The sequence below is a fragment of the Candidatus Kuenenia sp. genome (assembly GCF_039794105.1).
Lineage (GTDB): Bacteria > Planctomycetota > Brocadiia > Brocadiales > Brocadiaceae > Kuenenia.
In genome coordinates, this window is sequence record NZ_JBDIWA010000042.1 from 1 (window position 1) to 19,662 (window position 19,662).

Genomic DNA, 19,662 nt, shown 5'->3' on the forward strand with positions numbered 1-19,662 from the left:
ATTTGTTCTGTTAATAGAAGGCTGGATTGAAAGTATAAAACGTTTGGTTCAGGTTACAAACCTGAACCCGCGCATGTAGTTTCCAGCGCCATTACGTTTCCGAAAAGGAGTTTGGGAGCGAGTTGTGCTCCGGTAGTTTAATAGATTACGCTGAATAGTTACAAAAAATCGGGAATACTCCCCCTTTCGAATATGGATATGTGATATGGGAAGTGTCCCCTAATTTTGTTTGATATTAATTTTATTTTGTGTTATCTTTACGCCCTTGTTGTGCCAAGCACCATATACTTTTGCTTGTGAAACCTATGCCATCATTCATGTACGGGAGAAATAGTTCTAAATGCTAAAAAACTGGAAAAGAGAGTGGTTTTCAAACGTACGGGGTGACCTGTTGGCTGGCATTGTTGTTGCGCTTGCCCTTATCCCAGAGGCAATTGCATTCTCAATTATTGCCGGAGTTGACCCAAAGGTTGGTTTGTACGCCTCATTCTGTATTTCTGTGATCATTTCCTTTGCCGGCGGCCGTCCCGGTATGATCTCAGGGGCGACGGGCGCGATGGCGCTGCTCATGGTCACTCTGGTTAAGGAACATGGCCTGGAATACCTTCTTGCGGCAACGCTATTGACGGGCGCCCTCCAAATCATCGCCGGATTTCTCAGATTAGGGAGCCTGATGCGTTTTGTGTCAAGTTCCGTCGTGAAGGGTTTCGTCAATGCCCTTGCTATTTTGATTTTCATGGCGCAGTTGCCTGAACTGATGCATGTTAATTGGTATGTATATTCATTGGCGGCTGGAGGTTTGTGTATTATCTATCTGTTTCCTTATATCCCGGTTTTGGGTAAAATACTGCCTTCCCCCCTTATTTGTATTGTAGCGCTGACGGCAGTATCTGTAGGTATGGGACTGGACGTCCGTACTGTTGGCGATATGGGTAAGCTTCCCGATACGCTCCCCATATTTTTATTGCCGGAAGTCCCGCTGACGTTTGAGACACTGACCATTATTTTCCCATACTCCTTTGCGCTAATGGTCGTGGGTTTGCTGGAATCTATGATGACGGCAACAATTGTTGATGATTTAACCGATTCACACAGTGATAAAAACCGGGAGTGCAAGGGGCAGGGCATTGCCAACATCGGAGCGGGGTTGATGGGAGGAATGGCGGGTTGCGCCATGATTGGACAGTCTATTATCGCTATAAAATCAGGCGGACGCGGGCGTCTCGTAGCTTTTGCGGCGGGGGTGTTTTTGTTAAGTATGGTCGTCTTTGCAGGAACATGGGTAAAGCAAATCCCAATGGCCGCCCTGGTGGCAGTAATGATCATGGTATCTATCGGGACATTTTCGTGGGGCTCTATCCGAAGCCTGAAAAAAAATCCGCTGTCGTCCAGTATTGTTATGGTATCCACGGTTGCGGCGGTGGTTGCAACACATAACCTTGCTATCGGCGTGCTCATCGGCGTTTTATTGTCGTCATTGTTTTTTGCTAACAAAATCAGCCGCATTTTTGTGGTAAAAAGTCATATCAGCAAAGCTTTGCCGTGGCGTATTTATAAAGTAACCGGTCAGGTATTTTACGCTTCAGCGGATAAGTTTACCAACTCATTTGACTTTAAAGAAGCGCTGGAACGTGTTACCATTGATTTGTCTGAAGCGCATTTTTGGGATGTTACATCAGTTTACGCACTGGACAAAGTTGTAATTAAATTCAGACGTGAGGGAGTACATGTTGAAATTATTGGCATGAATGAAGCAAGCGCCACGATTGTCGATCAATTCGGAGTGCATGATAAACCCGAAGAAGTCGAGAAATTGCTTGCCGGTCACTAAGGAGAATAACGATGACAAATATCATAACCTGTATTGGCCGCTTCCACGTTTCCGCAGCAGTATGTGATGCCGGTGCATGGGCCAGCCAGCGCTTAAACGCACATTTGAAATTGCTTCATGTACTCGATAAGTCTGAATATCCCATCAAGGGTGACCTCACCGGAAAAATCGGACTAGGCAGCCAGGAGCATTTACTTGATGAACTAACCGTTCTGGAAGAAAAGCGTAGTAAATTGGCGAGAGAGCACGAAAAATACATGCTGGAAGCCGCAGAACGCCGTGTCAGAGAAGACGGCGCAAAAGATATTTCCACACTTCAGCGACACGGTAGTCTTATAGAAACCTTGATGGAACTTGAGGACGAGACGAGACTCCTGGTTATGGGACGCCGGGGAGCGGAACACGACAACGCCGCTCACTCGATTGGCAATAATCTTGAGAATGTGATACGCACGATACACAAACCTATTCTGATTGTACTATCAAAATTCTCCCCTCCAAACTGCTTCATGATAGCCTTTGATGGCAGCCCGACCGCCCAAAAAGCGCTTGATATGGTAGCCGGAAGCCCGTTGCTGAAAGGCCTGCCCTGTCATCTGATTATGGTATGCAGTGGTACAGATGAGCGGAAAGCGCAACTGGAAGCCGCATTTGACAAGCTGGTTTCGGCAGGTTTTGACGTGACGCAAAAGACGCTCGACGGCAAAGTACTGGCGGCGCTTGATACCTATCAGAAAGAAAAACAAATTGACCTGATGGTAATGGGGGCATATGGACATTCACGTATCAGACAGTTTCTGGCCGGAAGCAATACCACCGCTATGCTGCGTACCAGCGATATCCCTCTGTTGCTGCTGAGATAACTGCTCATATTTTATCCCTGCTTAAGCCGGCATAGCCAGAACCAAACAAGCATAAGATAAAAAATACGAAGCACAAGGCACGAAGGGAAAAACATCATGCTGCCCGAAATGCTGCTAAAACAATTTCAGAAAATGAAAATAGCACATCAACTTTAAGAACACAAAAAGGCCGTTACACCAATTGCTGTTAATAGCAGGTAACAAGTCCATGCACACCAATAGCAAGGCAACATTAATCCTGGAATTTGCAAAATATCCACAACCCGGCCGTGTTAAAACGCGTTTAGCCGCAAAACTGGGGGACGAAAAGGCATGTCGTATTTACGATTATATGGCGCAAAAAACCCATTATGAACTACTCACCTTGCAGGGCCAAGGCAGTGCAAAGGTGATTGTGTATGGAAACGGTGCAGGCCGAAGGCCGATTTCCCGCTGGCTGAAGGACTCATACGATGTATGGCTGCAACCGCAGGGCGATCTCGGCCAGAAATTGAAATACGCATTTCTCAGGGCATTCGAAAATGGATTTCAGGCAGTTCTTGCCGTAGGTACGGACTGTCCGAATTTGACAGCAGAGAAAATCCAGGAGGCAATCGAACAACTCATGCATGCGGACGTTGTAATAATACCCGCAGAGGACGGCGGATACGTTTTGATTGGCGCCCGTTCGATACAGACATGCCTGTTTGAAAATATTGCATGGAGTTCGAATTTGGTACTCGAACAGACCGTAAGGCGTGCGCGTGAGAATAACCTGTCAATAGCGCAGTTAAAACCGGAGATTGACGTTGATACCCTGGACAATTTGAAAAAGGTCGCGCGTAAGGCAATGCCCGCGGTATCCATCATTATCCCGGTACTCAACGACAAATATCATCTGGAAAAAACCCTCACAACGCTATCCTGCATGAATACTCTGGGGGAGTTTGAAATTATAATAGTTGACGGCGGTTCGACTGATGGTTCTGACAACGTTGCAATTGACTTTAATGCAAGGCTGCTGAGAAGCACACCGGGACGCGCCGGACAGATGAATCTTGGAGTGCATAATGCCCGCGGACGCTGGTGCTGGTTTCTCCATGCAGATTGCCAGCCTGACCCGGAAGTAATGGTAAATTTGCCATCGTATTTACTTTCCACACGACTTGCATGGGGATTTTTCCGACAACGGATAACAGACCCCTCTCCCTGGTACCGCCTGATAGAAATGGGAAACAGGCTGCGTGGCCAGATATTAGGACTCCCTTATGGCGATCAGGGGATTATCGTTCGAAGGGACATATTCCATAAGTGCGGCGGTTTTGCAGAAACGCCCTTTTTAGAAGATGTGGTTTTATCACGCACCCTATCAAAGATATGCCGCCCAAAAGTGGCGCCCGGTGTGATAAAGATATCTCCACGCCACTGGAAACCGCTTGGCCCTTTCATTGCAACTATCAGGAATATGTCTACTGTATTTCGGTTATTAATGCTTAAGCAGTCTCCGGCAGATTTGCTAGAGCGCTTTCAGCAGTGGAGAAAAGAATGAATTTGAGCGAATATGTTTTGCAACACGAGATGGCCATTCGACTGGGATTCTTTTTAGGGATCTTATTGATCATGGCATTGTGGGAACGTTTAGCTCCCAGACGAAGACCCGACGTCCCAAAATTAATACGCTGGATTAATAATCTTGGAGTCGTGTTTCTTAACAGCTTCCTGTTACGCCTTATCTTTCCAGGGGCTGCTGTGGGTATGGCGGTATTTGCCGGAGAACATGGTTGGGGACTACTTCATTATTTCCCTGTGCCATACGGTTTGGCAGTTATAGTATCGGTGGTTGCTATGGACTTTGTTATTTACCTGCAACATGTAATATTCCATGCCATTCCTGTTTTATGGAGAGTACACCGCATGCACCATGCGGATTTGGATTTTGACGTCACCACCGGCATACGATTTCATCCTTTTGAGATTATTCTATCCATGTTGATTAAGTTTGGAGCGATTGCGGTGATAGGCGTGCCTGTATTCGCGGTAGTGTTATTCGAGGTGCTACTGAATGCGACATCCATGTTCAATCACGGCAACGTCCGTATCATGAACCGTTTAGATCGTGTATTGCGCTGGATTGTTGTAACGCCGGAAATGCATCGGGTTCACCATTCGTCACGCTATGATGAAACCAACTCTAATTTCGGTTTTAACCTACCGCTGTGGGATCGATTTCTGGGCACATACCGTGACCAGCCTCGTATGGGACACGAAGGCATGACCATTGGCCTCGAAAATTTCCGAAATACAAAACTATGTGTAATACTGACGGGTATGCTGGCTATCCCATTTATCGGCAAATTATCCGGCAACACAATTAACCGCCGGAAATAGTGGATATAAACAATGAAGGCGCCCAACGACATCCGTCTTTCTGATATACCTTACGGGTTCACAAAATATGCCTTTACTGTTAAGTATTAGTGGTGGGCGCTGTAGTTGCTTTTGTATATTTCAGCATGGCGGTCAGCTTCACTATACATGCCCTGTGAACGATAGAGTTCCTCAAGCACTTTGTGTACATCGTAAAATTCAGGATCAACTTCAAGCGCTTTATTAAGGAAGGATTCGGCGCTTTTAACATCCCCTTTTTCTATGTAAACAAGTCCGATCAAATAGAGAAAACTTGATATTTCTTCAGTATTTTCCAATGCGTTTTGCCACACCGCAATGGCGTCTTCCAACTTTCCTAATTTTGTGTAGGCAATTCCAAGGTTGTAATGGAATTCTGTTCTCTTGGGGTTGATCTTAATGGCCTTTAACCACTCAGCAATTGCCTCCTCAAATTGCCCGTTTTTTGCATAGAGAATGCCCAAATTATACCGGGATTCTATAAGGCCCGGATTTATCGCGACAGCTCTGTTAAAGAGCCTGATCGCCTCATCCGGCCCACCCTTATGAACATGTACAAGACCTAACCCCTCATAGGCTTCTGCGTTATTGGGATTTATGGCAAGCGCCTTTTCAAATGCGGTGATTGCTTCGTCGGATTTTGCCTTCTTATTTAACACTTTGCCAAGACCTACCAAGGCTTCCTCGGAAGAAGGATTTAGTTCCGTTGCCTTTTTGTATGCATCCACCGCTTCGTCAAGCATCCCTTTTTTATCATAAAGAACGGCTAAGTTGTAATGTACAGCCGGGTCGTCCGGGTTCGCTTCAACAGCCGCTTTTGCCGCTTCTATTTCTTTGTCCGGTCTTGTGGTACCGTGCATGCCCTGTACTTTTCCTCCATGCATAGAACTCTCTCTTTGCTGAACGGCTGGCGCTAAATCCTTTTCTTCTTTTCCACAACCGATAAAATGAAAAAGAAATACATGCATCAGGATGAGACAGGTAATATGCTTGATTCTGTGTATCATAAATAGTCCTTTTCTTTTGTTATAATGTTGTATAAGGTAAGTATAATTCAGAAGTAAAGACTGGTCAAATAGGCAACTGTAGCCTGTTTCACGATAAGTTTTCCCCGCTTTAATGGAAAAACAGTAATAAATAGAGATAGGAGATGAAACAGGTATTTTGAGAAAATTGTTCCCTGCTTTTGAAACACCAAAATTCATTTGGCCCGGTCTTAGGAGTTTGTGAACAAGCATCGGTCGTTTACTGAAAGGTAATTTTCAAAAAACCATATCTTCGTCATTCATTATATAACGTAACAAATATTCGTCAATCCGAAATTATGGACATGCGGGAAAAATCAGTTATGAAAGAACATCGCGGCCTTGCAAGGGAGTTGAACTTCTTCGATGTTGTTTGCATGGGGTTTAATTGTGTTGTTGGCGCCGGCATTTTTTTACTGGCGGGACAACTGGATAGTTTGGTCGGAATTGGTGCTTTATTGGTCTTTCCCCTATGCGGCCTGCTTTGCTTCGCCGTTGCACTGTGCTTTGCGGAAATGGGGAGTATGTATGATAAAACAGGCGGGGCGTATCTTTATACCAAAGACGTCTTTGGACCATTTGCGGGGTTTTTGGTGGGCTGGATAATGTGGCTTGCCTCTATCATTGGCTGGGCGTCTGTTGCCAGTGGTTTCGGACTCTATTGCAACTATTTTCTGCCAAAAGATCAGCAATGGCTGAGCAAGGTCATTGTAACGGCGCTTGTGATCGGATTAAGTGTAACAAATTACTACGGGGTAAAACCCGGCGCAAGGAGTATAAATTTTTTTTCTATAGGAAAATTCACGGCGCTCTTCATTTTCATTGTTGCCGGAATGTTTTTTGTGAGAAGAGAAAATTTTGGACAATTGCACAACAGCGGAAGTTTTAGTATGGCAACTACGCTGGCGCTCTATGCATACACGGGATTTGAGTTTCTGGTTGTGCCGGCGGGAGAAATGAAGAATCCGCAAAAACATATCCCGCGCGTAATTATGATGGTATTCATAGTGGTAACCGTCCTCTATATTCTTATACAATATGTTGCAATGGGGGCATATCCTGATTTGTCAGGGTCAGACAAACCACTAGCCGACGCCGCCTTTTATTTTCTGGGACCTGCCGGGGGGATCATTATTGGTATTGGGGCATTGCTCTCTATTGGTGGAGTTAATGCGGGCATTGCGCTCACTAGTCCGCGAAGCCTTTATGTACTATCAGCAGACGGATTCTTTCCACCCGTCTTTGCCAAAATACACCCGAAGTACCACACGCCCTATTTGGCAATAGTGGTAAATACGCTGCTTACATTATTTCTCGGGTTGACAGGGAGTTTTCACTATTTAATAGCAGCGAGTGTGTTGGTAAGCATATTGCAATACGTTCCCACCTGCCTGGCAGTTATTGCACTGCGACGAAAAACGCCTGACCGAAAACGTGGCTATACGGCTCCTGGCGGATACAGTATTCCCGTCCTGGCGCTGATTATTTGTGGATGGCTGCTTTGCCATGTGGAGCTGAAAATAATCGGCGCAACAGCTTTGGCAATAGCGGTATCACTGCCGTTTTATTTCAGTGGCAGGTTTTTCCGGGAAAACCCATGTCCGTAATGCAGCAAAGCCGCAACCAAAAAGAGTTTAACCACGCACAGATCAGGAGAAGGTTAAAGAAGTTTTTTATCTGCGCTAATTGTTCGACGAAGCTCACGATGAAGTCTGCGAAATCTGCGGATAAAAAGTATTTTCAGGTGAAATCAGATCAAATAAATCCACAAAAAGGCCAGGATAACAATAATGGCCACGATGCTAAGAAAATATCTCTTTTTGAATAAAGACCTTGAAGGGCGAAGCACAGATGGTTCTGTTTCGGGAAGGTCAAGCCCGTCATACATCGTATCCTCTGACCATCCGGTATTTTCATCTGATCCGCATTCCGGGCAAGCAAGCGCCTTTCGCGGCGTTTGCGACCCGCAATTTGGACAAATGAAGTATCCATGCATTTTTTTAGACATTATCGTATCAGCCTCTGATGAGTATGTTTATTTTATCTCAATGGCCTTTTTCAGAACTACTGTAGAACGGGGAACATCGCTATGTCCCTCTTTTTTTGCGGTAGGCATTTGTTCAATAGCATCAACCACTTCCATGCCTTTTATCACTTTTCCAAAGACACAATATCCCCACCCTGTTGCAGTTTGGCCCTTAAAATCAAGAAAACCATTATCCACCGTATTAATGAAAAACTGTGCCGTGGCAGAGTGCGGGTCCATCGTGCGGGCCATTGCTACGGCACCCCTCAGATTTTTGAGTCCGTTATCCGCCTCATTTTTGATAGGATCCAGCGTGGTTTTCCTGGCCATATCTTCGGTCATACCCCCGCCCTGTATCATAAAGCCCTTTATTACACGATGAAAGATTGTGCCGTTGTAAAAACCATCCCGGACGTATTTGAGAAAATTTTCTACCGTCTCCGGGGCTTTTTCGGGATAAAGCTCAAGAACTATTTCTCCCTGATTGGTTTCGAGCAAAACTTTCGGATAAACCGTATTTGCACGGGCATTTTGTATGAAGCAGGTTATTGCAAGGGCAGCACAAATAAGTATTGTTTTCAAATCATTCTCCTCTCACTCAAGACGTTATTCAGAATAAATACATTATCACAATTTTTCAAAAAACTAACCTGTTCCCAACGTTTACTCTTTTAACCAGTATGCCAACTCATTGGTAACTTGTTCATGGTCTCCGATATTTAGTTCGATCATTTTCCGCAAATGTGTCAGGGTGTCGATATCTTCGCTTACAAATTTAAAACCAAAATGGCCTGAATGAATATGGACAAGTTTTGCTTCAAAATTTAAATTAATATTCGACGAAGGAAGGTGGATTATTATTTCACATTTCTCACCTTTTATGATAGGAATATTTTCGTTAAATTGCAGCAATGCGCCCTTCAAAGAGATGTCAAGCAGCTCTCCTCTGTATGTTTTGTCCTGATATTTTAATTGCGTATGCGCCACAAAATTAATGCGGCTGAAATGTCTTTTACCCTCCATTGCTATTTCCTACACTGAAAAATGTTTCAAAAAATCCATACCTGTTTAACTGGTGGAAAAAAGAATAACACCATTAAATATTTTGCCGAAAAATGCAAATAAATAACTTTCAGGAGACTACATTGCAAAGTCTGCAAATAAAGCCTCTATAGATATCCCCGCAATAGCGCGGCCTTTATATTTTTCTTCAATTTTTCGTCGTCCATCCTGCAAATGTTTTGAATTCAGCCCAAGATCGTTTGCCGTATACGCCTCTAAATACGCCGACAGGTCATCGGCAATCTTGATAAATTCTCCATCTATCGGGGCATAATCATCGCAATTGTATTTCTCATTTATCTTTTCGGTTGTAACATGCTTCACCCTTCCCTTTATTTTAATCTTGCTTTCATATTCATTCCGGGTGAAATATTTTATCTCCTCAAACCATCCATCTTCTAATAAGGGAGAGATTTCTTTTTCTGCCAATTCTTCTTCGATTTTGCTGATGGCCTCCGGCATACCTTCCACAGACCTTTTAATCGGGGATAATATGTCCCTTGTCATTGCTTCAGGCAGATCATGAAACAACGCGCTGAAAAAATTATTATATAATCTTTTAGAACAGGCATTTACCTCTCTTGCAAAGAGATAACAAAATATTGCCACCAAGAGCATGTGTCCCAGGACGGATGTTTTTGGCAACCGGGGCGTTTGGCTCCATCGTATTTGAAACCGTAACTGTCCGCAGAGATCAACAAAGTTTAATATTTTCCCTTTGCAAATAATCTTTCGCATCCCGGCAAGATCCATGAAGGGTTCCAGATCGTTTTTTAAAACCCTTTCAATTTCTTCTATTTTATAACCGGTAGGATGAACCTTCTGAATTATCTGAAATTCCCAGAAACTCGAATAAATATGAGATGCCTCCAATATTTTTTTTGTTAAATCATCGCCCTTGTTTGTATCAAACAAATAGTGCTTTAGTTCGGTATTCATTTCTTTTGGCAGTCCTTCAAACATTGGTTTGAGTTGTTCATAAACCCATTTGTTGAGCTGCCGGAAGACGTCCGGGTGTAGTTTTTTTATTTTCCTGTATATCGGAGATTTTATATCGGAGATAACTATGCGCCGTAATAGTTCAAATATCCCCCCCGTTATTATGGTATCCCAGTTAACCTGCCGCCCTTTTTCTTCTTCATACTTACCAAGACAATAAGCGATGATCATTTTATGCGCATGTTTGTCCATCTCCGTCAACTCTACAGGACGTATCATATCGTTCCATCTCTGCATGGAAAATGCTTCAAATAATTGTAGCGCCAGCTCACGCCTCAGCACCTTTTTAGTCTCCCGTTATCTGCACGTAGAACCGTCAAAACGATAGAAAACACGTATAAAATATTCCTCTCAATATTTAATAACCTTAATAAATGCATCTTCCCTCAAGTCGAGAATATATTTTTTCTTTAATCTTCCAATCTCTTCACGGTACAACTTCTGATATATTTCATCCTGCACGTCTTCAAATTTTTTTACTACTTCCGGTCTGATGAGTTCCACTTTGAAAATATGATATCCGACAGGAGACTCTGTTATCTCGCTGTACTCATTATCCTTCAGACCGTTAACAACATCCCGGAGTTCTTTCCTCAACCCTTGTATCTCGTCAAAACCCCATTCGCCTCCTTTTTCAGCGTTGGGGCCTTCTGAATATGACCGTGCTACTGAGGAAAAATCTTCCCCTGTGGAAAGAAGCGTCATGATTTTTTCAGCAAAGGCATATGTCTTTGCTTTGTCATTGTCGTGTGTGGAAAATTTGATCATTATGTGCCGCAATTTTATTTCTTTTTTTTGGCAAAATTCATCCATGTTTTCCATATAATAGCGTCTTAAAAGCTTTGGCTGGACATTTACCCTGTTATAAACGTTTTCTTTGATTATCTTATCAATCATTATATCTTCTTTAAGCTCGGTTCTCCTTTCAATAGGATTTATTCCCTGAGATTCTGCTATTTCATAGAACTTTGATAAGGAACCCACGTTTTCAACGGCGCCTTTTAAAAAATAATCCAGTTCCTTTTGAACCTCATCCATCATTGATATATCCGCGCCAAATACCTTCTGAGCTTCTTTCACCAACAATTTTCTGTCTATTAATTCTTCAAGGGTATTTTCCAGAATTTTCTCAATATTTTTTGCGAATTCCTCCTCGCTATATTTACTCCTTGCCTCCCTTATGGCTGCTGCCGAACGTTTAATGACTTCATCCTGGGTTATTATCGCCTCATCAACAACCGCCCGAATAAACCCAAGATTGTTTTTGTTCAGGACGTCTTCTCCGCAAAACAGGTATGAACAGGAAAGCATTACCGGAAATAACAAGGCATAATAAATGTATTTTCTTAGCATGTATTTCTCTTTTGTAAATTTTTTTTCGCAAATAAAACAGAAACCAATCGTGCTTCATATAATTATCTTTCCATCTCGTAAGATTTTATCAGTAATTTCAAGTGATTCAAACAATTTAATTTTGCTATACGCTATTTTATACGAGTAAATATCCAAATCCAGCACTCCAGATATGTGGAAATTCGGTTTGATACCAATTTGTAACGAATTTTGAAGCGAAATCTGAAAAGGTACGTTTATTTTTTACCTCTTTTGATAAAAGCTACTAACGTTTATACTTGACTTGCCCTGTTCGGAAGTGTATTCGCTTGACATTAACTATTTCATTTTTTATAATCCTTTAAATGCTTGATATTTAAGGGATTCTGATTATTTTTGTTAATTTTTTCGATAGGGAAATTTTTTGCTATGGGATCAAATACCTGTCTTGTTGGTCTGCAGTGGGGGGATGAAGGGAAAGGCAAGATTATAGATATACTTACTGAATCGTTTGATATCATTGTTCGTTATCAGGGCGGTAGCAATGCCGGGCATACGATTGTTGTTGATGGTGAAAAATTTGTATTACATCTTATTCCTTCCGGCATACTCAGAAAAAACAAAAGTTGCGTCATAGGTAATGGAGTCGTCCTTGATCCCCTCCAATTACTGCAGGAAATTGATGAGTTACGGGGGAAAAATATAGAGGTTGGAGGAAATCTGCATATCAGCGAATTGGCGCACCTTGTGTTTCCTTATCATAAAAAACTGGATGAATATTCAGAAGGTGAAAAAGGGGGAGAGAAAATAGGCACAACCCGAAGGGGGATTGGTCCCTGCTATGCGGATAAAATGGCACGAAGCGGCATCAGGGTATCGGATCTTTTTTGCCCGGAATATTTTAAACAAAGATTAAAACAGGTCGTAGATGAAAAGAACAGGATATTCGTACATTTGCACGGCGCAGATGAATTGTCATGGGAGGCGATTTATGACGAATACCTTGGCTATGCGGAACGTATAAAACCGTTTGTTTGTCAAACAATAGAGTTTATGGATAAAGCAATAAAGGCAAAAAAGAGAATCCTGTTTGAAGGAGCGCAGGGTGCGTTGCTTGATGTAGATTTTGGGACATATCCATTTGTAACGTCTTCAACCGTCGTTGCAAGCGGCGCCGCTTCAGGCGCAGGTATTTCCCCCCGGCATATCCATAAGGTTCTGGGGGTAATGAAAGCCTATACTACAAGGGTAGGCAATGGTCCGTTCCCCACAGAGTTAACAGATAAAACAGGCGAGCATTTGAGGGAAAAGGGCGGCGAATACGGCGCTACTACGGGAAGGCCAAGACGCTGTGGGTGGTTTGATGCGTTATCCGTTAAACATTCGATAATGGTAAATGGAGCGGATAGCGTTGTTATGACAAAATTGGATGTATTGGATAACCAGAAAACAATAAAGATTTGTGTGGGGTATAAAATAAACGGCAAAGAGCATAAATACTTTCCCGCTGATTTGGTTGCATGGAAAGAATATGAGCCGGTTTATGAGGAATTGCCTGGTTGGCAGGAGGATACCTCCAAAATGCGTAACGCAAAAGACATTCCGTCCCGGGCGTCAGATTACATAAAAAGACTTGAAAAGATTTTAGACGTGAAAATTGAAATGCTTTCCGTTGGCCCGGATCGTGGACAGATAATCAATTTAGTATGAAGAAAAACGGATCGCTGCCTGAGCATATTGCAATTATCATGGATGGAAATGGCCGGTGGGCGCGGCAAAAGAAATTGTTACGGATTAAGGGGCACGAGACGGGCGCCAAAGCTGTTCGTGAGATTACACGTGAGTGTGCAAAAAAACATATAAAACAGCTTACGCTGTATGCCTTTTCTCAGGAAAACTGGAAGAGGCCGAAACGGGAAATAGATTTATTAATGAAACTCCTCAAGAATTTCCTTATTGGCGAACGGGAAGAAATCCAGAAAAACAATATCCGCCTGACGGCCATCGGCAGAATCAAAGAATTGCCGGAATTTGTTCAAAGGGAACTCTCGATTTCAATAGAAGAGAGCAAGATGAATACCGGGATGGTTCTTTGCCTTGCGCTAAATTATGGAGGGCGGACAGAAATAATCGATGCGACAAAAAAAATTGCTGAGGAATTAAAAAAGGGGAAACTGAAGATAGATGAAATTACAGAAGAGTCTTTTAAAAAATATTTATACATGCCCAACATGCCAGATCCGGATTTGCTGATAAGAACCGGCGGAGAAATGCGCATTAGTAATTTTTTATTATGGGAAATATCTTATGCAGAGCTGTGGGTAACAGACACGTATTGGCCTGATTTTAAAAAACCACACCTTGAGGAAGCTCTTTCAGCATATGCAAACAGAGAGCGCAGATACGGGGGTTTAAAAGAGTGAGCACGCTTAAAACAAGGGTAACGCTTGGCGTCGTTTTGTTTGCGGTGTTTTTCGGAGTAATGAGCCTTGACGTCATGTTTTCCACAGACATTGGTTTCGGCTGTATTGCAATGGTTGCGGCAGGGATGGGATTGTATGAGTTTTACACTGTTGCGGGCAAATGCGGATTTCGTCCGTTTCGCGTAGCCGGCATCGGCATCGGGATATGGTTGTTTGTAAGCTATTGGGTATCCATACATGGAGACGCCGGCGCAGAATCCCAATTTTTTAGAAAAGATATTGTTCTCGTACTCATTTTTTTGCTATTGCTCTTACAGGCGGTCACACGCGGCGCAAAAGATGCGATTAAAAATATTTCCGTAACGGTCTTTGGCATTTTTTATGTTCCTTTTCTACTTGGTTTTGCAATTGCTTTACGCCATTTTCCCAATGGAACATGTGTGGTGATAATGGCCCTGTTGGTTTCAAAATTTGGAGACATTGGCGGGTATTTGTTGGGCAGGAAGTATGGAAAGCATAAGCTTGCAAGGAATATAAGCCCGAATAAAACGGTTGAAGGGGCTTGCTTCTCTGTTATATGTAGCATTTTAGTAGCAGTGATATTTAATAGTATTCCGCAAACCAGGGTAATCAGTCTGCCATGGTCGGTTTTGTTTGGAGCAGTTGTGGGTTCTTTCGCTATCTTAGGCGACCTGGCAGAGTCATTGATAAAAAGAGATGCGAATGTTAAGGACTCGGGGAATCTGGTGCCCTCCTTTGGCGGCGTATTGGATATTATTGATTGTTTGCTGGTAAGCCTGCCGGTGACATATTATTTTTTACTTTTTTTTAAGTTAATCTAAGCATGAATCAAGGAGTTGAAACACAAAAGTATGTTGCAATAAATGAAGATATAAAGGAATTTTTACCCGCTAAAGATGCAATAATCCTTAAAAATGATGACGAAGCGTCCCTTTTATATGGAAGCCATGATAAAAATTTGCGCCTTATAAGGGATGCTTTTCGGATAAAATTAGTAGCACGTAACGGGGTATTGAAGATGGAGGGAGAAAAAGAGGGTGTCGAAGCAGCAAGAACGTCCTTAATTAAATTGCTTGAAATAATTCGATTCACGGGGAATCTGGGGGTGAAGGACGTGGAGCAGACCATTATGGATGTGCAAAATTATGTTGAAGGGGCGCCCGCACAAGCAATCGATCTTTTCCAAAAAGAGATGTTCATAAGGCCCAAGACACAGGGACAGGCAAATTATATCGAGACCATCAGAAACAATGATCTTGTTTTTTGCATAGGGCCTGCCGGAACAGGAAAAACCTACCTGGCGGTAGCGATGGCGCTTTCTTTTCTCAAAAGCGGATACGCAAAAAGGATTGTACTTGCAAGGCCTGCGGTAGAAGCAGGAGAAAAACTTGGATATCTGCCTGGAGATATCAAGGACAAGGTAAGTCCTTATCTACGGCCGCTGTATGACGCCATAGCGGATATGATGGACGTCGGACAGGTGAAAAAATATCTGGACAGCGACCTGATAGAGATCCTGCCGCTTGCGTATATGCGAGGGAGAACCTTAAACAGCGCCTTTATTATTCTGGACGAGGCGCAAAATTGTACGGTAAAGCAGATGAAGACATTTTTAACAAGGCTTGGCACGAAATCAAAGGTTGTCGTTACGGGGGATATTACACAAGTTGATTTGCCGGGCGGGGAGTTATCGGGTTTGATTGATGCCCAGGAAAGATTTATGAATGTAAACAATATAGCATTTGTATATCTTGCCAAATCCGATATTGTCCGCCATAAGCTGGTTCAGGATATTGTTGCGGCATATGAATTATAGTATTTATAAGGCAAAAAATCTTTTTGGTTGCGGCTATGCTGCGCTATGATAGAAGAAAAAGGTTCTCATGAAGCTGGAAGTTGTAAACCGGCAGAAATCATATGCTATCGATGAAAAACGCATAGTAAAACTGGTAAAAAAGGTGTTAAAAAGTGAAAACAAAGATGCCAGCCTTAGTATCGTCGTTACTGATAACAGAGAAATAAGGAGATTAAACAAAACTTTTCTGGGGCATGATTATGCAACGGATGTTTTGAGTTTTATTTATGATGCATCGGAAAATCATGTCGCTGGAGAAATAATTGTATCCGCAGAGATGGCATATAAAGTTGCAAAGGAACATTGCCATGATGCGGAAGGAGAAATAGCCCTGTATATCATACATGGCTTGCTGCATTTAATTGGTTATGATGATAAAAAAAAAGGTGCTGCAAAAGACATGCACCGGAGGGAAAAGGAATTATTGTCAAAGCTTGGGTACAATATTTCTGTCCCGGATTAATTAACATACCATAATATGTCCATCTTAAAAACAGATGCAATTACCCTGGGAAGGACAGATTATAGCGATTCCAGCCAAATCATCATTTTCTATACCAGGGATTACGGGAAGATAGATACCATTGCAAAAGGCTTCAAGCGCTCTTCAGGCAAGTACAACTCAAAAGCAGTCGATCTTTTAACGCACTACCGGATTCTCTTTATTAAAAAGGAACATTCGACCCTCCATACCCTCACCGATGCAGTATTGCAAAACAACTACCCCACGTTCCGGAATGACCTTGATACGTATTTCAGGGCTTCCTATATGGCAGAGCTTGTCAACGAATTTACCGAAAAAAACGACCCCAACGAGCCGCTTTTTGATTTATTTCTTAATACGCTAAATCACATTGCCACCGACACAAACACCACAATATGGTTATTGGCCTTTGAGTTAAAAATGCTCAACATTTTAGGATACTTACCGGAATGGGAGCATTGCATTCATTGTAAAAAGAAAATACCGCACCATGAGAGGGTTACTTTTAATGCAGTGGAAGGCGGCGCAAGATGTGTAGGGTGTCATGGAGAATTGAAAAACGGAATGATGATTTCTGCAGGCGCTATGTTTATTGCAGGGAGGTTGGCTAACCTTAATTTGCATCGGCTGGAACGTGTCCGGGTACAATTATCTATTTGTGTTGAAATAGAAAAGGTGCTGAGATATTATATTGTTTCGCTGTTGAAAAAAGAGTTAAACTCATGGAAATATGTTAACTTTTCCCCGCAAGAAGGCATAAAAATATGAAATTGCACTCAGGTTTTTTCCCAATAATAGTGCTTGCTGTTACATTTTTAATGTCAACGGCGTCTTACGGAAAATGGGTCTGGAACAAAGATACCGGGTGGATGCAGCCACCGACTGGCGACGTCGGATCACTGGAGCAGCGCTATAAAAATGCACTGTTCATGCTGGTGGAACAAAAATATGTTAGCGCCATAAAAGAATTTAAACTAATTATTGACGGTCATCCTGACTCAGAATATGCGGAGTCTGCTCAGATAAACATAGGATGGGCCTATTATCTCAATGGAGATTATAAAAGGGCATTAAAGGCATATGATACGGTTTTGCGGGAATATCCGGGAACAAAGAGGACAAAAGAGGTGCATGAGAAGGTGTTTCAGGTAGGTATTGCGCAAATGGAGACTAATGAGAAAGCCGCGATAAGGGTATTTGAAAAGATTATTGAGAATCACCCGATGGGACCTATTGCCCCTGAATCGCAAATTAAAATAGCAGATTGCTATTTCAAACTGGGATATTATGAAGATGCGGTGGATGCATATAAGAAATTTATGGAAAACTATCCAAGAAACGAATGGATTCCCTATGTGCAGTATCAAATACCACTTTCAAAAGTTTACTTTGAAAGGCAGCAGGAGCGCAACTATGGTTTGCTGATATCCGCAAGGGAAGATTTTGAGGAATATCTCGTAACAAATCCACATGGGGTGTATGTTGAAGACGCCGGGAGAATGATAGAAGAAATAAGAGTTATTGAAGCAAAGCGGGAGTTTGAAATTGGCGAGTTTTACTTGAGGAGAAAAACCCCGTCTTCCGCGGCGATTTATTTTAAATATGTTATGAAGGATTTTCCTGATACTATTTGGGCGGAAAGGGCTATGGAAAGATTGGAATTTCTCAGGATGATTGAGGCGATAAAATAACCCTATGAGAAAAAGATAAAACATTATGCCAAAGTGTTTTTATAAAATGACAATACCCTGTGTTTTTAAAAGAAGGCATTACACCCTTTCTGCTCTGGTGTTTTTAATGATCTTCTTTTTTATAGCGGGATGCGGTTACAGCTCAAAGTCATTGCTTCGTTCAAATGTTCGAAGCATCTATGTCCCCATTTTTGATAATGATACCTTTCGCAGAGGATATGAATTCGATTTAACCAGGGCAGTACGCGACCAACTGTTGTTAAGAACAAATTTGCGTATTGTTGATAAAGATGAAGCAGACTCCATTCTGTTTGGAAAAATTTCCAGTGTAAATGAAAATGTATTAATTGAGGACAGAAAAGACAATATTGTGGAAAGTAGAGTAACTATCAGGGCGGACATTCGATGGGTTGATACACGGACGGGAAGGGCAATCGTTGAACGGAAGAATATAAAAGGCACGACAGAGTTTATTGTTTTAAGAAATGAAACGCTCTCTTCTTCCAGTAACGAATCATTTGTAAAATTGGCGCAAAGTATTGTGGAATCAATGGAGGAAGATTGGTGGTAAAACATCAGTAATTTCTTCGCACTTTTGGCAAAATATTTACTGGTTCCTTATGCAATCTACAATCTACAGTCGGCAGTCGGCAATTTGCAGATTGAGGATTGAGGACTGGGGATTGTTTTCAGGCTTGTCCGATTTAGGATTTTACCGTTTAATGTACGGGTGTGTTTAATAATCATCCTATTTATGTAATACGGTGCCACCAGATCAAATGCGGGAAGACACGAACGGAAGCATTCATGAAAATTCAGGTAACGGGTATTTTGAAATTGATTACCCTCGGGGAAAGCTGTGCCTGGGCAGGAAAACACACATTATGGGTGTTTTGAATATAACGCCCGATTCCTTTTATGATGGCAACAAGAATTTTGTTCCTGAAGATGCGATTAATCACGCGCATAAGATAATAGCTGAAGGAGCAGATATTATTGATATTGGCGGCGAATCTACCAGACCTGGGGCGAGTCCGATATCTGTAGAAGAAGAATTAAAGAGAGTGATTCCGCTGATAAAGATACTATCAAAAGAGATCAATAAACCTATCTCCATCGATACATACAAGGCAGTTGTGGCAAAGAGAGCAATTGAAGAGGGTGCGTCAATGGTAAATGACATTGGCGGTTTGATTGACGATGAAAACATGTCAAAGGTCATTGCCGGGGCAAGAGTGCCTGTTGTCATAATGCATAAAAAAGGATCTCCCCTGACAATGCAAAAAAATCCCATATGTAAAGATCTGTTTCCGGAAATAATATCCTGTTTGAAGAGATCCATTTCTACCGCAATGGAAGCAGGAATTGAGAAAAGTAAAATAATTTTGGATCCGGGGATAGGTTTTGGCAAGACTATGCAGCAAAATCTGGAAATACTGAAAAGGCTATACGAGTTTAAGGGAATGGGATATCCTTTGCTAATAGGCACATCCCGGAAAAATTTTATTGGCGCGCTATTGAATGTTTCAGTGCAGGAGCGTTTATACGGAACGCTTGCCACCCTTGCCGTGGCAATTATGAATGGCGCAAATATCATACGGGTACATGATGTTAAAGCTGCCGTCCATGTGGCGACAATATGCGATGCGATAAGGAATACTTAAG

20 protein-coding genes are annotated in these 19,662 nt (G+C 42.3%); 14 read left to right on the plus strand and 6 right to left on the minus strand.

Features of this window, described 5'->3' with window-relative positions; genetic code table 11:
- The first annotated feature begins 340 nt into the window (after positions 1-340).
- The 4 genes from ABJL82_RS14835 to ABJL82_RS14850 all read left to right on the plus strand — a co-directional run bounded on the left by ABJL82_RS14835 (position 341) and on the right by ABJL82_RS14850 (position 5,061).
- The gene (locus ABJL82_RS14835; protein ID WP_347275482.1) at positions 341-1,831 is read left to right on the plus strand and encodes a SulP family inorganic anion transporter; all 1,491 of its coding nucleotides are present in this window, start codon (positions 341-343) and stop codon (positions 1,829-1,831) included.
- A gap of 11 nt (positions 1,832-1,842) precedes the next feature.
- Complete coding sequence (locus ABJL82_RS14840) at positions 1,843-2,694, plus strand: universal stress protein (protein ID WP_347275483.1); 852 nt, start codon at positions 1,843-1,845, stop codon at positions 2,692-2,694.
- A 208-nt stretch (positions 2,695-2,902) separates the two neighbouring features.
- Positions 2,903-4,222: a TIGR04282 family arsenosugar biosynthesis glycosyltransferase gene (locus tag ABJL82_RS14845; RefSeq protein WP_347275484.1), complete on the plus strand. Its 1,320-nt coding sequence runs from the start codon at positions 2,903-2,905 to the stop codon at positions 4,220-4,222.
- Entirely contained in the window at positions 4,219-5,061 is an 843-nt protein-coding gene (locus tag ABJL82_RS14850) for a sterol desaturase family protein (protein WP_347275485.1), read from the plus strand. Before ABJL82_RS14845 ends, ABJL82_RS14850 begins: the two co-directional genes overlap by 4 nt.
- Before the next feature lie 86 nt (positions 5,062-5,147).
- Here ABJL82_RS14850 and ABJL82_RS14855 read toward each other — a convergent pair whose 3' ends face one another.
- Positions 5,148-6,086, minus strand: a complete 939-nt coding sequence (locus ABJL82_RS14855) for a tetratricopeptide repeat protein (RefSeq protein ID WP_347275486.1) — start codon at positions 6,084-6,086, stop codon at positions 5,148-5,150.
- Between the two features lie 341 nt (positions 6,087-6,427).
- On the opposite strand from ABJL82_RS14855, the gene ABJL82_RS14860 reads away from it, so the two are divergent.
- Positions 6,428-7,711: an amino acid permease gene (locus ABJL82_RS14860; RefSeq protein WP_347275487.1), complete on the plus strand. Its 1,284-nt coding sequence runs from the start codon at positions 6,428-6,430 to the stop codon at positions 7,709-7,711.
- 143 nt (positions 7,712-7,854) lie between these two features.
- Here the strand turns inward: ABJL82_RS14860 and ABJL82_RS14865 are convergent, their stop codons facing one another.
- From ABJL82_RS14865 to ABJL82_RS14885, 5 genes are all read right to left on the minus strand, one after another.
- The gene (locus ABJL82_RS14865) at positions 7,855-8,112 is read right to left on the minus strand and encodes a zinc ribbon domain-containing protein (protein WP_347275488.1); all 258 of its coding nucleotides are present in this window, start codon (positions 8,110-8,112) and stop codon (positions 7,855-7,857) included.
- Positions 8,113-8,139: 27 nt separating this feature from the next.
- On the minus strand, positions 8,140-8,679 hold the full coding sequence (locus ABJL82_RS14870; protein ID WP_347275511.1) for a peptidylprolyl isomerase: 540 nt from the start codon (positions 8,677-8,679) through the stop codon (positions 8,140-8,142).
- A 114-nt stretch (positions 8,680-8,793) separates the two neighbouring features.
- Positions 8,794-9,153, minus strand: coding sequence for a PilZ domain-containing protein (locus ABJL82_RS14875; protein ID WP_347275489.1), 360 nt, complete (start codon positions 9,151-9,153; stop codon positions 8,794-8,796).
- Positions 9,154-9,270: 117 nt separating this feature from the next.
- A complete protein-coding gene (locus ABJL82_RS14880) occupies positions 9,271-10,473 on the minus strand; it encodes an HD domain-containing protein (RefSeq protein ID WP_347275490.1) in 1,203 nt (400 codons plus the stop codon).
- Between the two features lie 69 nt (positions 10,474-10,542).
- Complete coding sequence (locus ABJL82_RS14885; RefSeq protein ID WP_347275491.1) at positions 10,543-11,544, minus strand: peptidylprolyl isomerase; 1,002 nt, start codon at positions 11,542-11,544, stop codon at positions 10,543-10,545.
- 408 nt (positions 11,545-11,952) lie between these two features.
- Here ABJL82_RS14885 and ABJL82_RS14890 point away from each other — a divergent pair, with 408 nt between their 5' ends.
- From ABJL82_RS14890 to folP, 9 genes are all read left to right on the plus strand, one after another.
- Complete coding sequence (locus tag ABJL82_RS14890; RefSeq protein WP_347275492.1) at positions 11,953-13,233, plus strand: adenylosuccinate synthase; 1,281 nt, start codon at positions 11,953-11,955, stop codon at positions 13,231-13,233.
- Positions 13,230-13,946 (plus strand): isoprenyl transferase, encoded by a 717-nt coding sequence (locus ABJL82_RS14895; RefSeq protein ID WP_347275493.1) that lies wholly within the window; start codon positions 13,230-13,232, stop codon positions 13,944-13,946. The genes ABJL82_RS14890 and ABJL82_RS14895 overlap by 4 nt, the downstream gene beginning before the upstream one ends.
- On the plus strand, positions 13,943-14,788 hold the full coding sequence (locus ABJL82_RS14900) for a phosphatidate cytidylyltransferase (protein WP_347275494.1): 846 nt from the start codon (positions 13,943-13,945) through the stop codon (positions 14,786-14,788). The genes ABJL82_RS14895 and ABJL82_RS14900 overlap by 4 nt, the downstream gene beginning before the upstream one ends.
- A gap of 2 nt (positions 14,789-14,790) precedes the next feature.
- Positions 14,791-15,783, plus strand: coding sequence for a PhoH family protein (locus ABJL82_RS14905; protein WP_347275495.1), 993 nt, complete (start codon positions 14,791-14,793; stop codon positions 15,781-15,783).
- Positions 15,784-15,850: 67 nt separating this feature from the next.
- Positions 15,851-16,285 (plus strand): rRNA maturation RNase YbeY, encoded by a 435-nt coding sequence (ybeY, locus tag ABJL82_RS14910; RefSeq protein WP_347275496.1) that lies wholly within the window; start codon positions 15,851-15,853, stop codon positions 16,283-16,285.
- Positions 16,286-16,300: 15 nt separating this feature from the next.
- Positions 16,301-17,074 (plus strand): DNA repair protein RecO, encoded by a 774-nt coding sequence (gene recO / locus ABJL82_RS14915; RefSeq protein WP_347275497.1) that lies wholly within the window; start codon positions 16,301-16,303, stop codon positions 17,072-17,074.
- Positions 17,071-17,997: an outer membrane protein assembly factor BamD gene (gene bamD, locus ABJL82_RS14920; protein ID WP_347275498.1), complete on the plus strand. Its 927-nt coding sequence runs from the start codon at positions 17,071-17,073 to the stop codon at positions 17,995-17,997. The genes recO and bamD overlap by 4 nt, the downstream gene beginning before the upstream one ends.
- Positions 17,998-18,022: 25 nt before the next feature.
- Positions 18,023-18,568 carry an LptE family protein gene (locus ABJL82_RS14925; RefSeq protein WP_347275499.1) on the plus strand — a complete coding sequence of 182 codons (546 nt, stop codon included), beginning with the start codon at positions 18,023-18,025 and terminating at the stop codon, positions 18,566-18,568.
- Positions 18,569-18,776: 208 nt separating this feature from the next.
- Entirely contained in the window at positions 18,777-19,661 is an 885-nt protein-coding gene (gene folP, locus ABJL82_RS14930; protein WP_347275500.1) for a dihydropteroate synthase, read from the plus strand.
- The last annotated feature ends 1 nt before the right edge of the window (position 19,662 follow it).

What these genes read in the sequence shown, in the direction of transcription:
- ABJL82_RS14905 (WP_347275495.1), top strand. Translation starts at nt 14,791, where the DNA reads ATGAATCAAGGAGTTGAAACACAAAAGTATGTTGCAATAAATGAAGAT.
- ABJL82_RS14855 (WP_347275486.1), bottom strand. Translation starts at nt 6,086, where the DNA reads ATGATACACAGAATCAAGCATATTACCTGTCTCATCCTGATGCATGTA.
- ABJL82_RS14860 (WP_347275487.1), top strand. Translation starts at nt 6,428, where the DNA reads ATGAAAGAACATCGCGGCCTTGCAAGGGAGTTGAACTTCTTCGATGTT.
- folP (WP_347275500.1), top strand. Translation starts at nt 18,777, where the DNA reads ATGCGGGAAGACACGAACGGAAGCATTCATGAAAATTCAGGTAACGGG.
- ABJL82_RS14850 (WP_347275485.1), top strand. Translation starts at nt 4,219, where the DNA reads ATGAATTTGAGCGAATATGTTTTGCAACACGAGATGGCCATTCGACTG.
- ABJL82_RS14840 (WP_347275483.1), top strand. Translation starts at nt 1,843, where the DNA reads ATGACAAATATCATAACCTGTATTGGCCGCTTCCACGTTTCCGCAGCA.
- ABJL82_RS14895 (WP_347275493.1), top strand. Translation starts at nt 13,230, where the DNA reads ATGAAGAAAAACGGATCGCTGCCTGAGCATATTGCAATTATCATGGAT.
- recO (WP_347275497.1), top strand. Translation starts at nt 16,301, where the DNA reads ATGTCCATCTTAAAAACAGATGCAATTACCCTGGGAAGGACAGATTAT.
- ABJL82_RS14835 (WP_347275482.1), top strand. Translation starts at nt 341, where the DNA reads ATGCTAAAAAACTGGAAAAGAGAGTGGTTTTCAAACGTACGGGGTGAC.
- ybeY (WP_347275496.1), top strand. Translation starts at nt 15,851, where the DNA reads ATGAAGCTGGAAGTTGTAAACCGGCAGAAATCATATGCTATCGATGAA.
- ABJL82_RS14885 (WP_347275491.1), bottom strand. Translation starts at nt 11,544, where the DNA reads ATGCTAAGAAAATACATTTATTATGCCTTGTTATTTCCGGTAATGCTT.
- ABJL82_RS14875 (WP_347275489.1), bottom strand. Translation starts at nt 9,153, where the DNA reads ATGGAGGGTAAAAGACATTTCAGCCGCATTAATTTTGTGGCGCATACG.
- ABJL82_RS14865 (WP_347275488.1), bottom strand. Translation starts at nt 8,112, where the DNA reads ATGTCTAAAAAAATGCATGGATACTTCATTTGTCCAAATTGCGGGTCG.
- bamD (WP_347275498.1), top strand. Translation starts at nt 17,071, where the DNA reads ATGAAATTGCACTCAGGTTTTTTCCCAATAATAGTGCTTGCTGTTACA.
- ABJL82_RS14890 (WP_347275492.1), top strand. Translation starts at nt 11,953, where the DNA reads ATGGGATCAAATACCTGTCTTGTTGGTCTGCAGTGGGGGGATGAAGGG.
- ABJL82_RS14845 (WP_347275484.1), top strand. Translation starts at nt 2,903, where the DNA reads ATGCACACCAATAGCAAGGCAACATTAATCCTGGAATTTGCAAAATAT.
- ABJL82_RS14925 (WP_347275499.1), top strand. Translation starts at nt 18,023, where the DNA reads ATGCCAAAGTGTTTTTATAAAATGACAATACCCTGTGTTTTTAAAAGA.